The sequence below is a fragment of the Leucobacter tardus genome (genome assembly GCF_017583045.1).
Classification (GTDB): Bacteria; Actinomycetota; Actinomycetes; order Actinomycetales; family Microbacteriaceae; genus Leucobacter; species Leucobacter tardus.
In genome coordinates this window covers 1155492-1169897 of the sequence record NZ_JAGFBF010000005.1, presented here as the reverse complement: position 1 = coordinate 1169897, position 14406 = coordinate 1155492, and the positions used below count along the sequence as shown (strand labels likewise).

Below are 14406 nucleotides of genomic sequence, written 5' to 3'. Positions count from 1 at the left end.
TCGAGCGTGCGCATCCAGATCGTGGGGCGCGGTCGAGTGGGCCGTGCGCTGACTGCGGCCCTTCGCGACGCGGGAGTCGACGTCGCGGCGCAGCCGGGCGGGCGCGGAAGCGACGGGGCGGCAGCCGACGTCGTGATCCTCGCGGTGCCCGACGCCGAGATCGCCTCCTCCGCGGCGTGCGTCGCACCCGGGCGCGTCGTGGCGCACCTGTCAGGAGCGACGCCGCTGGCACCGCTCGCACCGCACGAGGCATTCAGTCTGCACCCCCTCATCACCATCACGGGTGCGGGCGGGTCGCCGTTCGCGGGCGCTTCGGCCGCGATCGCGGCCACGACGCCCCACGCCCTCGCGATCGCCGAGCAGTTGGTGGCGGCGCTCGGCATGCGCGCGTTCACGGTCGCCGATGAGGATCGCGCGGCGTATCACGCCGCGGCATCGATCGCCGCGAATTTCCTGGTGACCGTCGAGGGGGTCGCCGAAACTCTCGCAGCGACGGCCGCGGTGCCCCGCGACGCCCTCGTGCCCCTGGTGCGCGCTGCCGTGGCGAACTGGGCCGAGCACGGCGCCGCCGGAGCATTGACCGGGCCGGTGGTGCGCGGCGACGAGACGACGGTCGCCCGTCAGCGGGCGGCGCTCGCGGCACGTCTGCCGGATGAACTCCCGCTGTTCGATGCGCTGGTCGCGTCGACCCGGACGCTCGCCGCGCGCGTGAATGACACCGGACCGCCCGAACCGCCCGAACCGCCCGAACCGCCCGAACCGCCCGAACCGCCCGAGCCGGAGGACGCATGAGAATCGCACGGACCGTCGCCGAATTGCGCGAGGTGCTGCACGGCGACCCCGACGTCGGACTGGTGCCCACGATGGGGGCGCTGCACGAGGGGCATCTCTCGCTCATCCGTCGCGCGCGCGACGCGCACCGCGTCGTCGTGGTCTCGATCTTCGTGAACCCGACGCAGTTCGGTGACACCGCCGACCTCGACGCCTACCCCCGCGACGAGGCACGCGATCTCGAGCTGACCCGCGCCGCCGGCGTCGATGTGGTCTTCGCTCCGACCGCGCGCGAGATGTACCCGGACGGCTTCGCGACCACCGTGCGCGTGTCCGGGCCGCTGACGGCGTCGCTCGAGGGCGCCGGTCGCGGCAGCGCCCATTTCGACGGCGTCGCCACCGTGGTCGCGAAACTGCTCATCGCCACCGCGCCCCGCGCCGCGTACTTCGGCCAGAAGGACGCGCAGCAGCTGCTCGTGGTGCGACGGATGGTCGCCGATCTCCGCCTGCCCGTCGACATCGTGGCGTGCCCGACGTCGCGTGATGCAGACGGTCTCGCGCGGTCGAGCCGCAACGTTCGACTGAGCCGTGCGGATCGGGGGCGCGCCCGCGCGGTGCCGCGAACGCTCGAGGCGACCACGGCAGCGGTCGCTCAGGGAGCGCACGATGTCGACGATCTCCGCGCTCGCGCGCTCGAGGTGCTGCTCGCCGCGGAGCTCGAGCCCGAGTATCTCGCCTTCGTCGAACCGGATACGCTGGAGCCGGTACGCGAGGTGGTCGCGCCCACGCTGTGCGCGCTGGCCGTCGCCGTCGGCGATGTCCGCCTCATCGACAACACCGTGCTCGATCCCGGACCCGGGTTCGCGGCGCCCGCCCGCATCGAGGAGTGACGACATGACCCGGATGACTCTCACCCGCTTGACGGAGATGCCTGCGCAGGGCGAGCCGATCGTGATGGTCACCGCGTACGACTATCCCGGTGCTCGTGCCGCCGAGCGCGCGGGCGTCGACATGGTCCTCGTCGGCGACTCGGGAGCGCAGACGGTGCTCGGCTATGACAGCACCGTCGGGGTCACGGTCGACGAGATGCTCGTCCTCGCTCGTGCCGTGCGGCGCGGCACGGAGACCGCGTTCATGGTCTGCGACGTGCCCTTCGGGTCGACCGAGGTGTCCGATGAGCAGGCCGTCGAGACGGCGATCCGCTTCGTCACTTCGGCCGGAGCCGACGCCGTCAAGATCGAGGGCGGCGGCGAGGCACGGCTCAGTCGCCTGCGCGCCGTCGTCGCGGCGGGGATCCCCGTCGTCGGACACATCGGCCTCACCCCGCAGACCGCGGTCGCGCTCGGCGGGATGCGGGCGCAGGGCCGCAGCGTCGCGAGCGCCGAACGACTCGTCGACGAGGCGCTCGCCGTGCAGGACGCCGGAGCCTGCTGCATCGTCATCGAAGCGGTGCCCGCCGAGATCACCGAGGTGCTGCGCTCGATCCTCGACGTGCCGCTCATCGGCATCGGCGCCGGGCCGGCGGACGGTCAGGTCCTGGTGCTCCACGACCTGCTCGGGGTCACCGAGGGTGCGACGGCCAAGTTCGTGAAGCAGTACGGTGCGGTCGGCGACGCCACCGTCTCCGCGATCGCCGAGTACGCGTCGGAGGTGCGCTCCGCCGCGTTCCCCAGTGACGAGCACCGGTACGCGGCACGCACGGATGCGCTCGAAGCGGCGCGGAACCGAGCGGGCGTGCTCGCCGCGCACCGCGACAACACCCGCTGACGGAACGCCGGAGACGACCCGGAGCGCCTGAGCGGGCTCGGTCGCCCCGCTCAGACCGCGTCGAGGCCGCGCCGCAGATCGGCGATGAGGTCGTCGACCGTCTCGAGCCCGACCGAGAGTCGCAGGAGTCCCGGAGTGACCCCCAGTCGCTCGCTGATCTCCGGGGCGAACGTGGCGTGCGTGGACGTCAGCGGATGGATCACCATGGACCGGGTGTCGCCGATCCCCGTCATGCGCGAGAAGACGCTGAGGTGGTTCACGAACGCGCGAGCGCCGTCGATCCCGCCCCGCACCGTGAGCGCGAACACCGACCCCGTTCCGGCCGGGTAGTCGCGCTCGGCGATCGCGTGCAGGGGACTCGAGGGGAGGCCGGCGTAGTCGACCGCGACGACCTCGGGCTGCGATTCCAGCCAGGCCGCGATGCGCGCGGACGAGGCGACGTGCCGCTCCATGCGGAGCGACAGCGTCTCCATGCCCTGGTGGAGCAGGAAGCCGTTGATCGGAGAGAGTGACGGGCCGATGTCGTTGACGACCTGCTCCCTGACGGTGCGAGCGTACGCGCACGGACCGAAGCGCTCGAGCAGCGACCCGAGACCCGGCCGCGGCGAAGCGGTGATCAGGGGATAGGACCGGCCGGCGCGTTCGGCGGCCTCCCAGTCGAACCGGCCGCCGTCGACGATGGCGCCCCCGATGGCGGCACCGTGCCCCGTCAGGAACTTCGTCGTGGAGTGCACCACGATGTCGGCCCCGTGCTCGAACGGGCGGATCAGCGCCGGGGTGCCGACGGTGTTGTCGACGACGAGCGGCAGGTGGTGGCGGGCGGCGATCTTGGCGATGCGCCGCAGGTCGGTGATGTCGTTCCGGGGATTCGGGATCGTCTCCGTGTAGATCGCCTTCGTGTTCGGGCGGATCGCCCGTTCCCATGCCTCGTCGCTGTCGGCGTCCCACACGTAGTCGACGTCGATGCCGAAACGTCGGAAGCTGCGACCGAAGAGAATGCGCGTGCCGCCGTAGATCGATGCGGTGGAGACGATGTGGTCGCCCTGCTGAGCGATCGCGAAGAGCGCGGAAGAGATGGCGGCCTGGCCGCTGGACACCGTCACCGCGCTCGTGCCGCCCTCGAGGGACGCGAGACGGTCCTCGGCGACCGCATTGGTGGGATTGCCCTGTCGCGAGTAGATCGGGTCGACGGAGCGACCCGCGAATCGGTCGACCTGGTCGTCGAACTCGTCGAAGACGTACCCCGCCGACAGTGCGATCGGGGGAACGCGCAGGCCGGTGTTCCGGTCGGGGACTTCCCCGGCGTGCACCTGCCGGGTGTCGAATCCGAATCCGTCCCAGTCGAAGTTCGGCGGGACGACGGCGCGGGTGCTGGGTGAGGTCATCGGCTGCGGCTTTCTTCGGGGCGTGACGGGGTCGGCAGGATGCCGGCGATCCGGGAGACGGCTTCGCGGAGGGTGTCCGGCGCGCACGCGAGGTTCACGCGGACGTGCCCGGCGCCGCCGAGTCCGAACGATGCCCCGTTGCCGAGCGCGACGCGGGCGTCGGTCAGGATCCGGTCGTACGGGTCATCGCCGAGACCGGCGTCGCGCAGATCGACCCAGGCGAGGTACCCGGCTCGTGGGCGGTGGTGGCGAGCGCCAGGCAGGTATACGGCGAGCAGCTCGGCGAGCAGCGCGTCGTTCGCCTCCACGGCGGCGACGGTGGCGTCGAGCCACGGACGGGCGTCGCTGAACGCGGCCACGTTGGCGTGCAACCCGAGGATGCTCGCGCGGCACGCGACTTCGGGAGGCAGGTGCGCGAGGAGTGCCGCGGCGCGGGCGTCCGCGGCGACGATAACCGAGCACTTCACGCCGGCGAGGTTCCAGCCCTTGCTCGCCGAGGTGGTGACGACGGCGAGCGCACCCGCCGCTGCGGCGAGCGGCCCGAACGGCACGAACGTCTCATCATGATGGGTGAGCGGTGCATGGATCTCGTCCGAGACGATGCAGACATCGTGCGCCGCCGCGAGCCTGGCGATCTCGGCGAGGTCTTCGCGCGAGTGCAACAGCCCGTGCGGGTTGTGCGGATTGCAGAGGAGGAACGCGTCGATCCCAGCCTCGCTCGCGAACTCGCGCTCGATCGCGGCGAGGTCGAGCCGCGCGGAAGGGCTCCCGTCGGCGGCTTCGGCGGTGAGTAGGGGCACCTGCACGATCTCGACCGGCAGTTCCTCCAGCATCTCGAAGAAGGAGGGATAGACCGGTGTCGTGATGAGCACTCTGCCGGGTCCGGGTCGGGCGAGCCGGAGCGACTCGACGATGCCGGCGCTCACGTCGGTGGCGAGGAAGACGTGCGGCTCCGGCACGTCCCAGCCCCAGCGGTCGGCGGCGAAGCTGCTGAACGCGGTGGCCAATGGCCCGGCCTGGTCGAGGTACCCGAAATCTGATGCCGTCACCCGTTCGACGATCGCGTTCCGGATCTCGGGGGCGACGGCGAAGTCCATCTCCGCGACGAAGAGCGGCAGCACGTCATCGGGGAAGCGGGTCCACTTGATGCTCGTGCGCGTATCGCGGAGGAGCTCCAGGCTCGGACAGTCGGGGAAGTCGGACATGGGACCATGGTCGCTCACGGTCACGACGACGCGCGAACCGACCGCGTAAACCGCCGTCATACGCCGGACGCATGCTTGAATGGGCACATGACTGTGCGGGCCACGAACGATCGGGAATCCCGGCGCTACACCGAGCGCGAGACGTCGCAGCACCGTACGGCGGACCCCGGTGCGGCCGCGCACGAAGCCGAGGCCGAGTCGCCCGCGTGGGGCCCCGAGCCCGAGGAGTACCGGGTCGACCTCGAGCGGATCAGGTTCTCGCCGTACTTCGCCCGTCTCTCCGCCGTGACCCAGGTGATCCCGCAGTCGGGAGTCGGGCCGGTGATGCACAACCGACTGACCCACTCGCTGAAGGTCAGCGCGGTCGCCCGCGTCATCGCGGCGAATCTCGCCGGTCGGCAGGCGCAGCACGAGGCCTACCAGCGGGGTGAGGCCGAGCACGACGACCGCACGGGGGCGATCGTGTCGCGCCTCGGCGGATGCGACACGATCGTCGCTCAGGCGGCGGGGCACGCCCACGACCTCGGGCACCCGCCGTTCGGGCACCTCGGCGAGCAGGCGCTCGACCGCATCGCGCGACACCGCCTCGGTCTCGTCGAAGGATTCGAGGGGAACGCGCAGACCCTCCGCATCCTCACCACCCTCGACACGCTCGGCCGTGACTTCCCGGGTCTCAACCTCACGGCCGCGGCGCGCGCCGCCGTGCTGAAGTACCCGTGGACGCGGGGCGACTGGCGCGGCACGTCGCTCGACGCCGTCCCGGCGAACGAGCGCCCGCGCGGCGTCGGGGTCGACGTCGACGGGGGAGCGGAGAAGTTCTCGGTCTACGCCTGGGAACTCACGGAGTTCGCCGAGGCCCGTGCCGCCTTCCCGAATATCGAGGACGGACAGCAGACCGTCGAGTGCGCGGTCATGGACCTCGCCGACGACATCGCCTACGCGATCCACGATCTCGACGACTTCGCGCGAGCGGGCGTGCTGCAGCGCGCGCAGGTCGAGCGCGAACTCGGTACCTGGCTCGGCGACGACGCTCGCCTCGCCGCTGCGGCGCAGCCCGAACTCGAGCGGAACTGGCGCGATCCGGGGGCGTCACTCGAGCTGCTGTGGCGGGGACTCGCGATGAAGGACGGCTGGATGGCGGATCGCGACGTGTTCCGCGCCGCCGTCGAGCGCGTCCACGAGTCGATGGGTGAAGAACTGCTCGCGGCACCGTACGACGGGGGCATCGCGAGCGAACGCGCCGTTTCGGGGTTCACCCGACGGTGGATCGAGCACCTGCGGACCTCGATCGTCGTCGACGAGCACCCAGCGGTACGCGGCGGTCACGTGCGGCTCGGAGAGCGCGCCTGGCACGAGGTCGCCGTGCTGAAGTTCGTGCACGCGCACTTCGTGCTGCAGCGTCCCGAGCACGCGCAGGCGCAGCGCGGCATGGCGCAGGTGATCGAGGGTCTCGCGCTCGGTTTCGACGCCTGGCTCACCGACCCGGACGACCAGGGGCGCGCGCCGCGCGCGCTCCTCGAGTGGGCGGAGGGCGCCACGGAAGCGGCGTTCGTGCTCGAGCGGGAGCGTCCCGGCGTGCTCGGGGGCGACACCAGTGATGCCGGTCTGCGGCGGCAGGGTCGCGCTCGGGCGATCCTCGACTACGTCGCGACCTTCACCGATCAGCAGGCCTACGCAACGCACGCGGCGCTCACCGGCCGCTGAGGTGCGCCGGGTCACCGGATGCGGAGCGCCCCCGGGTGGATCGTCACCTCGAACTCCGTGACTGTGCCGATCTGATCACCGTCGATCTCGAAGGGTGTCGCTGCGGGAAGCGCGCAGTGCACCTTCCGTCCCCGCAGGTGCAGCGTCGAATCCGAACTCTCCGCGGCGCGTCCCGTGCCGACGGCGCCGGTGATGAGGCGCTTCAGGCCGTTGTCCCACACCATGTTGCCCATGGCGTTGAACCACGATGCGGCGTTGTCGGCGCGGAGCACGAGCAGATCGAGCTCCCCGTCATCGGGCTGGGCGGCGGGCAGCAGGGTGATCCCGCCCTGAATCGTGCCGCAGTTGCCGACGAGCATGGTGTGCGCACGCTCCTCCCGTGACTCACCGTCGTCGATGGTGAGGGAGAAGGGCACCACCTCGGTGGTGTTCGCCACGCGCCCGAACGATTCGACATAGGCCAGCCATCCGGCACGGGCCTTCAACTCCTCATCCGTCTCGGCGATCATATGGGCGTCGATGCCGAAGCCGACCATGACCACGAATCCGTGGCGCACCCGCTCTCCCGACTCCAGCGTGGCGGTCACTTCGCCGAGGTCCAGGGCTTTCGACGTGCCCTTCAGTGCGCGGCTGAACGCGGCGGCCGGGCGCACGAGCGGCACCCCGAGGTTGCGCGCGAGCAGGTTACCGGTGCCGAGGGGCACGATTGCGAGGTCGGCCGCGCCGCCCGCGTCCCCGAGCCGTTCGGCGACCGCACGCACCGTGCCGTCGCCGCCGGCGGCGATGATGAGATCGCACCCGGCGTCGAGCGCCTGCGTGGTCATGCCCTGACCGGGGTCGTCCGGGGTCGTCTCGAACCACATCGTCCGCGGCACGAAGCCGAGACGAGCGGTGCGCAACGCCGACTTGAACGCGTTCTTCAGTCGTCCACCATCCGTCTTCGACGGATTCCACACGATCCCGATTCTCTCTGACACAGCCCTATACTCTCAGAGCGCTGCTCGGAACTCCCGCTGCTCGGCGTCGCGTCGCGCCGGAGTCGCCGGCGAGGTCGCGTGATCGCTCAGTCGGAGTCGGACTGCCGCCAGGCGCCGTCGGGGTCGGTGAGCAGCCTGAAATCGTCGTCCGGGGTCGCGGGGGAGCGCAGCAGGAAGAGCGCCGCGGCCTGTTCGATGCTGCCGCGGACGCGTTCGCGCACGTCGGCGAGGGTCTGATCGTATGCGTCGCGGGTACGCTCGGGTGCCGTGTGCACGGCGCCGGGCACGTTCCGGATCGTGCACTGCATGGCGTTCTGCGCCGCGTAGGAGCAGATGTTCGCCGACGAGACGGCGTCGTCCACCATGTAGTCTCGGCCGGGCGCACCCGTGCCGAGATACAGCACCGAGGGCCGGGGACCTTTCGGCGTGGTGTTCTCCGAGATGGTGCGCAGTTCGCCCGCCAGATCGGCCGAACCGATCGCGAACGCCTGGTCGACGAGCAACCAGGTTCCGGGAAACGTGGGACCGCTCAGGTTGACGCGCGCCTGCGTGAGGGCGCCGAAGAAGCGGTCGATGCGCTGCAGGGGTCCACCGGTCGTGTATCGATCGCGCATGAAGTACATCTCGCCGACGAAGCGCAGCGCCGTGGAGTACTGTGCGCCGGGGATCTGCGAGACGAGTTCGGCCGCATCCATCTCCTGCCGCTGCAGCGGACGAAGGCCTTCGATGCCGTCGGGGGAGGAGATGAGCGTGATGCTGCGTACCGTGACCTCGGGTGATGCCGACAGGATCGCCGCGACCTCGAGATTGATGATGCCGCCCATGCTGTACCCGACGAGGTCGAGTTCTCGCTTGTCGCGCTGCTCGGCGAGATCGAGCACGCGCTCCGCAATGGTGTCCGAGGCGAGCGGAGCATTGCCGTAGCTCACCGACCAGGTCTCCCCGCCGTAGAGACTCTGCACCCCCGGGCCGAGCGTCCGCGCCAGATGGTCGGAGTTGTAGGTGCCGAATCCGTCGAAGAAGACGGCTGCGCTGCGGTCGTCGTCGGCGTACTCGGGGTGATCGGCCGCCTCCTGGACTGCGACGCTCACACTGGCATTCGCCTGCGCCAGTCGGTTCTTCGCCACATCGGACTCGTATCCCACGACGAGGATCACGATGAGCGCGATGACGAATTGCGCCGTCCCGACGCGCCGGTGCCTGCGGCGGGAGATCCGGCGCAGCTCGCGCGGTGCGACGTCTGATCCGAGAGCGTCAGGACGGTCGACGGCGGCGGAGTCCCGCGTCTCCTCCAGCGGCCCACCTGTCATCCGTGCACCGGGGCTTCCCGACTCGGATCCCACGGCACGGCCCACCCCAGCTGTTCGAAGAGCGAGGACAGCACGATACCGGTGAAGCCCCAGACGATGCGTCCGCCGAAGCGTTCGCCGAGCACGAAGGCCGGACCGCGATGGTGATGACCGTCCCGATCGAGCACGGAGGTGACCCGGTGCGCCGGGTCGAGCAGCTCGGCGACGGGAACCCGGAAGACGTCGACCGACTCGCTCTCATCCGCGGCGACCTCGCTGGGTCGGCACCACCAGCCGATGACCGGGGTCACCAGGTTGTTGCTCACGGGAATGTGGAGTTCGGGCAGCACGCCGATCACCGAGACACCCGCAGGGTCGAGTCCCGTCTCTTCGACGGCCTCACGCAGCGCCGTCGCGGCGGCATCCGCATCCTCGGCCTCAGCACGGCCACCCGGAAACGCGATCTGCCCGGCGTGGTGCCGCAACGCGTCCGATCGTCGCAGCAGCAGCACATCGAGTTCCGGCGGGACCCCGGCATCGCTCGCGGCATCGATCCTATCGAGTTCGCCGAAGAGGATCAGTACCGAGGAGCGGCGCACCGTCGACACCTCGGGCCGCACCTGCGGGAGGCCCTCGATGACCGTTCCCCGCTCGACCAGTGCTTGGAGGTCGGCGCGGGGGTGCATGCCTCCCGACATCAGTCGCTCAACTGTCGAGGAGGTCGTCGATGCCCTCGGGCACCCGCTGGGAGCGCGCCCACGGCTCGCGGTCGCGACGCGCGACCCACTTCACCTGGCGGGTCTCATCCGAGCGAGCGGCCGTGAGCACCGCGATCACCGCGGCGCGCTCCTCGTCGCTGACGTTCGACGTGAGAAACCGGATGTCCTCACCGTGCAGCGCGTCATCGACCTCGCCGAGACCCTCGCGCTTCGCGGCGTCACGCGCCGCCGCGTCAGGCGGCAGCTCGGTATCGAGGAGCGCGTCGCGCTCCTCGGGATCCTCTGCGATGCGCGCGTGCTTCACAGCGGAATGTTCCCGTGCTTCTTGGCCGGCTGCTCCGTGCGCTTGCCGCGCAGACCGCGGAGCGCCTTGATGACGGCCAGGCGGCTGCCCGCTGGCTCCAGCACGTTGTCGAGCTCGCCGCGCTCGGCCGCGAGGAACGGGCTCGTGACATCGGCCGTGTACTTCGCGGTGAGCTGTGCGCGCAGCGCCTCGACATCCTCACCGCGCTCGGCCGCAGCGGCGAGCTCCTTGCGGTACAGGATGTTGACGGCGCCGGCACCGCCCATGACCGCGATCTCGGCGGTGGGCCAGGCGATGTTGAAATCGGCGCCCATCTGCTTCGACCCCATGACGATGTACGCCCCGCCGTACGCCTTGCGCGTGATGATCGTCACCAGCGGCACGGTGGCTTCGGCGTACGCGTACAGCAGCTTCGCGCCGCGGCGGATGACGCCCTGGAACTCCTGATCGGTACCCGGCAGGTAGCCGGGCACGTCGACGAGCGTCAGGATCGGGATCGAGAACGCATCGCAGAACCGAACGAAGCGCGCGGCCTTCTCGCTCGCATCGATGTTCAGGGTGCCGGCCATCTGCGCCGGCTGGTTCGCGACGACGCCGACGGTGCGGCCCTCGACGCGGCCGAAACCGATGACCATGTTCGGGGCGAACAGCGGCTGGACCTCGAGGAACTCGCCGGAGTCGAGGATGCCCTCGATCACCGCCTTCATGTCGTACGGCTGGTTCGGGCTGTCGGGAATCACCGAGTTGAGCTTGCGATCGGCATCGGTGATCTCGAGTGCCGTGTCGCTGTCGTACACCGGCAGCTCGGCCAGATTGTTGTCGGGGAGGTAGCTGATCAGCGCCCGAGCGTAGTCGAGCGCGTCGTGCTCGTCGCTCGCGAGGTAGTGGGAGACACCGCTCGTCTGGTTGTGCGTGAGGGCACCGCCGAGCTCTTCGAAGCCGACCTCTTCACCGGTGACCGTCTTGATGACGTCGGGTCCCGTGACGAACATGTGGCTCGTCTTGTCGACCATGATGACGAAGTCGGTGAGTGCGGGGGAGTAGACGGCGCCACCGGCGGACGGTCCCATGACGATCGAGATCTGCGGGATCACGCCGGAGCACATCGTGTTCAGGCGGAAGATCTTCGCGTAATTGCTGAGCGCGACGACCCCCTCCTGGATGCGGGCGCCGCCTGAATCGAGAATGCCGAGGAGCGGGGCGCCGGTCTTCAGCGCGAACTCCATCGCCTTCACGATCTTCTCGCCGGCGACCTCGCCGAGCGAGCCGCCGAAGGTCGTGAAGTCTTGCGAGTAGAGCACGACCTGACGCCCGTGGATCGTGCCGGCACCGGTGACGACCGAGTCGCCGAACGGTCGGCTGGCATCCATGCCGAACGACTGGGTGCGATGCTTCACGTACTTGTCGAACTCGACGAACGAGCCCGGGTCGAGCAGCTCGACGATGCGCTCGCGCGCCGTCATCTTGCCGCGGGGGTGCTGCTTCGCAGCGGCCGCGGTGTCGCGGTCGCCGACGGCCTCCTGGTACTTGCGGCGGTGGTCGGCGATGCGCCCGGCCGTGGTCGCGAGGGCGTCGGCGCTGGGGGCGTGCGTGGTCGCTTCTTCTGCAGTCACAGAGGCCAGCCTACCGCGGGGTGCGACGCACGCGTGTGAGGAGACCTCCAAAGGTTCCCGGGAAACTCTGGGAGGTTCCCTCCACACGGGGCCGCGTCGTTAGGCTCGGACCATGCATCTTCCTCGCACGCGCGCCCTTCTCCCGCTCGTCGACTGGCGTGAGCGCGTGGGCAGCACCAACGCCGCGCTCCGCGAGCGCGCCGCTGCCGAACCGGACCTGCCGAGCGGCGCGCTCATCGCCACCGCGGACCAGACCGCGGGTCGCGGGCGCGCGGGGCGCGGATGGGAGCTCCCGCCGGGCAAGGCGGTCGCCGCGTCGATCCTGATCCGCGATGCCGCCGGGCTCGGGATCGGCGCCGGGTGGCTGCCGCTCATCGCCGGTTCCGCCGTGGCGCATGCGCTGCAGCCGTACTTCACCGCAGCGGACGACGACGCCGACCGCGAACCGCGCCGCGTCGTGGTGAAGTGGCCGAACGACGTGCACGTGCGCACCGTCGACGACGCGCAGGCCGACCGGCCAGGACTCAAACTGTGCGGCATCCTGTGCGAACTCCTGCCGAACGGGTCAGTCATCGTTGGAACCGGCATCAACCTGCTGCTCGCGCCCGAGGAGCTGCCGACCGAGCGGGCCGCCTCGCTGCTCTCCGCAGGTGCCCACGTGGACGGGGCGCGCCTGGTCGCCGTGGACGACGCCGCCGGTGCCGCACTCGTCGACCACGTGCTCGCCGACACGGAGGAGGAACTGCTGCGTCTCGTGCGGCTCGCAACCGAGGATCCCGATGCCGTGCGCGCCAGGATCCTGCGCGACTCGGCGACCATCGGCGCCGAAGTCAGGGTGCACCTGCCAGGGGACCGCGTGGTCGACGGTCGCGCACGCGCCCTGGCCGACGATGGCGCACTGGTCGTCGATCTGCCGACCGGTGGCCGGCTCACCGTCAACGCTGGAGACGTCGAGCACCTCCGCTGAGGGTCAGGCGGCGCGGTGGCGCTCCTCGCCGAGCACGAAGGTGCGCTGCACCTTCGCCTCGAGCAGCGCGCTCGGCTCGACCGTCAGCGGGTCGATGTCGAGCACGATAAAGTTCGCGTGCAGGCCGGGCCGGATGCGGCCGCTCGTCTGGTCCATCTCGCCGGCGTAGGCGCTGCCCGCGGTGAGTGCGGTGAGCGCCTCCTCCGCGGAGAACGCGCGCTCGGGGTGGTAGGCGGGAAGCGTCGGCGTGATCGCCGAACCGCCGGTGAGTGCGATGAAGAGGTTCGCCAGCGCCTGGTGCGGTGCCGTCGGCGCGTCGGTGCCGAGCGTGACGGGGACGCCGGCCTGCCGGAACTTGTGCCAGGGGAACCCCTGCTCCTGGCGTTCATCGCCGAGTACGGCCTTCCAGTTGGCGAGGACGGCGGGATCGCTGTGCACCGGCTGGAGCGACGCGGTGACGCCGAGCTCGCCCATGCGCTCGATGGTCGCGTCGGTCACCGACTCCAGGTGTTCGATGCGGTGCCGGCGCGGCCGCAGTTCGCCGGCGCGGATGCAGTGCTCGATCGTGTCGAGGGCGAGTTCGCTCGTGCGGTCGCCGATGGCGTGCATGGCGATCTGCAGGCCGGCGGCGTCCGCCGCCTCGGCCACGGGCCTGATGCTCTCGGCGCTCCAGATCGGATCGCAGTTGCTGCCATCGGCGTAGGGTGCGCGCATGGTCGCCGTGCAGGCGTCGATGACGCCGTCCATGATGAACTTCACACCCGCGATGCGGAACCAGCGGGCGTCCTCGCTGGCGGCCACGAGGTCGCGCAGTGCGGCGACCTGTGCGACTGCAGCGAGATCCTGCGCGGTGTCGCCGGTCGGTTCGAGGATCCGGTGGCCCGTGATCGGGAAGGGCAAGCGCCCGTCCCGAGCGATCAGCGCGCGGATCGCGTCGACGTCGGCTTCGCTGAGCGCCATATCGGTGACGCCCGTCACTCCGGATTCGAGGTAGGCGGCGAACGCGTGCTCCAAGAACCGGACGGTGTCGTCCTGCGTCCGCGCGCGGCTCAAGAAGTCCCAGGCGAACTGCGTCCCTGCGGTCTCGTAGAGCATGCCGGTCGCGTTGCCGTCGGCGTCGCGCGCGATCTCTCCGCCGATGGGATTCGGGGTGTTCCGGTCGATCCCGAGTTCGGCCAGTCCGGCGGTGTTCGTCCACACCGAGTGCAGATCGTTCGCATCGAGGTAGACGGGAGTGTCGGGGAAGATCTCGTCGAGCATCGCCGCCGTCGGTCGTCCGCTCTCGATGGCGTCGAACATCCAGCTCACCCCGAGCACGCGCGGAGCGTCCGGGTGGGCCTCGTGCCACGCGAGCAGCCGCTCCTGAATCTCGGCGACGGAGGTGCAGTCGCGCAACTGCGCCTTGCCGAGCGCTTCACCGAACATCGTGAGGTGGGTGTGGGAATCGATGATGCCCGGGGCGACGAACGCTCCATCGAGATCGATCTCGGCGACACCGTTCGTCTCCGGGTCTCCGGTAACCGCGCCCACGGCGGCTCGAACATCGGTGAGTGAACCCACGGCGGCGAACAGGCCCTCCGTCACGGCGAACGCCTCGGCGGGAGATGATCCGGTTTCGGCCGTGAAGACGGTACCGTTCCGGTAGATCGTGGTCGACATCGGACTGCTATCTCCTTGGAGTGAATGCTGGGGAGCGAGTCGATTC

At 70.3% G+C, this 14406-nt stretch carries 13 protein-coding genes; 5 read left to right on the top strand and 8 right to left on the bottom strand.

Annotated elements, in window-relative coordinates:
• The first annotated feature begins 6 nt into the window (after positions 1–6).
• The 3 genes from J4H85_RS12480 to panB are packed head-to-tail and all read left to right on the top strand — an operon-like array spanning position 7 to position 2538.
• On the top strand, positions 7–792 hold the full coding sequence (locus J4H85_RS12480; protein ID WP_208240101.1) for a Rossmann-like and DUF2520 domain-containing protein: 786 nt from the start codon (positions 7–9) through the stop codon (positions 790–792).
• On the top strand, positions 789–1661 hold the full coding sequence (gene panC, locus J4H85_RS12475) for a pantoate--beta-alanine ligase (RefSeq protein WP_208240100.1): 873 nt from the start codon (positions 789–791) through the stop codon (positions 1659–1661). Before J4H85_RS12480 ends, panC begins: the two co-directional genes overlap by 4 nt.
• Positions 1662–1665: 4 nt before the next feature.
• Positions 1666–2538 carry a 3-methyl-2-oxobutanoate hydroxymethyltransferase gene (panB, locus tag J4H85_RS12470; protein WP_208240099.1) on the top strand — a complete coding sequence of 291 codons (873 nt, stop codon included), beginning with the start codon at positions 1666–1668 and terminating at the stop codon, positions 2536–2538.
• A gap of 50 nt (positions 2539–2588) precedes the next feature.
• On the opposite strand, the gene J4H85_RS12465 is transcribed toward panB, so the two are convergent.
• Both J4H85_RS12465 and J4H85_RS12460 read right to left on the bottom strand, forming a co-directional pair.
• Positions 2589–3923: an O-acetylhomoserine aminocarboxypropyltransferase/cysteine synthase family protein gene (locus J4H85_RS12465; protein ID WP_208240098.1), complete on the bottom strand. Its 1335-nt coding sequence runs from the start codon at positions 3921–3923 to the stop codon at positions 2589–2591.
• A complete protein-coding gene (locus J4H85_RS12460; RefSeq protein WP_208240097.1) occupies positions 3920–5128 on the bottom strand; it encodes a MalY/PatB family protein in 1209 nt (402 codons plus the stop codon). The genes J4H85_RS12465 and J4H85_RS12460 overlap by 4 nt, the downstream gene beginning before the upstream one ends.
• 87 nt (positions 5129–5215) lie before the next feature.
• Here J4H85_RS12460 and J4H85_RS12455 point away from each other — a divergent pair, with 87 nt between their 5' ends.
• Positions 5216–6832 carry a deoxyguanosinetriphosphate triphosphohydrolase family protein gene (locus J4H85_RS12455; RefSeq protein WP_208240096.1) on the top strand — a complete coding sequence of 539 codons (1617 nt, stop codon included), beginning with the start codon at positions 5216–5218 and terminating at the stop codon, positions 6830–6832.
• 11 nt (positions 6833–6843) lie between these two features.
• On the opposite strand, the gene J4H85_RS14305 is transcribed toward J4H85_RS12455, so the two are convergent.
• The 5 genes from J4H85_RS14305 to J4H85_RS12430 form a co-directional block, all read right to left on the bottom strand.
• Positions 6844–7809: a diacylglycerol/lipid kinase family protein gene (locus tag J4H85_RS14305; RefSeq protein WP_208240094.1), complete on the bottom strand. Its 966-nt coding sequence runs from the start codon at positions 7807–7809 to the stop codon at positions 6844–6846.
• Positions 7810–7895: 86 nt separating this feature from the next.
• Complete coding sequence (locus J4H85_RS12445) at positions 7896–9119, bottom strand: lipase family protein (RefSeq protein ID WP_208240092.1); 1224 nt, start codon at positions 9117–9119, stop codon at positions 7896–7898.
• Complete coding sequence (locus tag J4H85_RS12440) at positions 9116–9796, bottom strand: NUDIX hydrolase (RefSeq protein WP_208240090.1); 681 nt, start codon at positions 9794–9796, stop codon at positions 9116–9118. The genes J4H85_RS12445 and J4H85_RS12440 overlap by 4 nt, the downstream gene beginning before the upstream one ends.
• Positions 9797–9803: 7 nt before the next feature.
• Positions 9804–10121: an acyl-CoA carboxylase subunit epsilon gene (locus tag J4H85_RS12435; protein WP_307863662.1), complete on the bottom strand. Its 318-nt coding sequence runs from the start codon at positions 10119–10121 to the stop codon at positions 9804–9806.
• Complete coding sequence (locus tag J4H85_RS12430) at positions 10118–11734, bottom strand: acyl-CoA carboxylase subunit beta (protein ID WP_208240088.1); 1617 nt, start codon at positions 11732–11734, stop codon at positions 10118–10120. The genes J4H85_RS12435 and J4H85_RS12430 overlap by 4 nt, the downstream gene beginning before the upstream one ends.
• Positions 11735–11846: 112 nt before the next feature.
• Here J4H85_RS12430 and J4H85_RS12425 point away from each other — a divergent pair, with 112 nt between their 5' ends.
• Positions 11847–12701 carry a biotin--[acetyl-CoA-carboxylase] ligase gene (locus J4H85_RS12425; RefSeq protein WP_208240086.1) on the top strand — a complete coding sequence of 285 codons (855 nt, stop codon included), beginning with the start codon at positions 11847–11849 and terminating at the stop codon, positions 12699–12701.
• 3 nt (positions 12702–12704) lie between these two features.
• Here the strand turns inward: J4H85_RS12425 and J4H85_RS12420 are convergent, their stop codons facing one another.
• The gene (locus J4H85_RS12420; RefSeq protein ID WP_208240084.1) at positions 12705–14360 is read right to left on the bottom strand and encodes an amidohydrolase; all 1656 of its coding nucleotides are present in this window, start codon (positions 14358–14360) and stop codon (positions 12705–12707) included.
• Positions 14361–14406 lie beyond the last annotated feature (46 nt).

Excerpts from the sequence above, each read along its gene's own strand:
- J4H85_RS12425 (WP_208240086.1), top strand. The coding sequence starts at position 11,847 with ATGCATCTTCCTCGCACGCGCGCCCTTCTCCCGCTCGTCGACTGGCGT.
- panC (WP_208240100.1), top strand. The coding sequence starts at position 789 with ATGAGAATCGCACGGACCGTCGCCGAATTGCGCGAGGTGCTGCACGGC.
- J4H85_RS12445 (WP_208240092.1), bottom strand. The coding sequence starts at position 9,119 with ATGACAGGTGGGCCGCTGGAGGAGACGCGGGACTCCGCCGCCGTCGAC.
- J4H85_RS12440 (WP_208240090.1), bottom strand. The coding sequence starts at position 9,796 with ATGTCGGGAGGCATGCACCCCCGCGCCGACCTCCAAGCACTGGTCGAG.
- J4H85_RS12420 (WP_208240084.1), bottom strand. The coding sequence starts at position 14,360 with ATGTCGACCACGATCTACCGGAACGGTACCGTCTTCACGGCCGAAACC.
- J4H85_RS12460 (WP_208240097.1), bottom strand. The coding sequence starts at position 5,128 with ATGTCCGACTTCCCCGACTGTCCGAGCCTGGAGCTCCTCCGCGATACG.
- J4H85_RS12455 (WP_208240096.1), top strand. The coding sequence starts at position 5,216 with ATGACTGTGCGGGCCACGAACGATCGGGAATCCCGGCGCTACACCGAG.
- panB (WP_208240099.1), top strand. The coding sequence starts at position 1,666 with ATGACCCGGATGACTCTCACCCGCTTGACGGAGATGCCTGCGCAGGGC.
- J4H85_RS12465 (WP_208240098.1), bottom strand. The coding sequence starts at position 3,923 with ATGACCTCACCCAGCACCCGCGCCGTCGTCCCGCCGAACTTCGACTGG.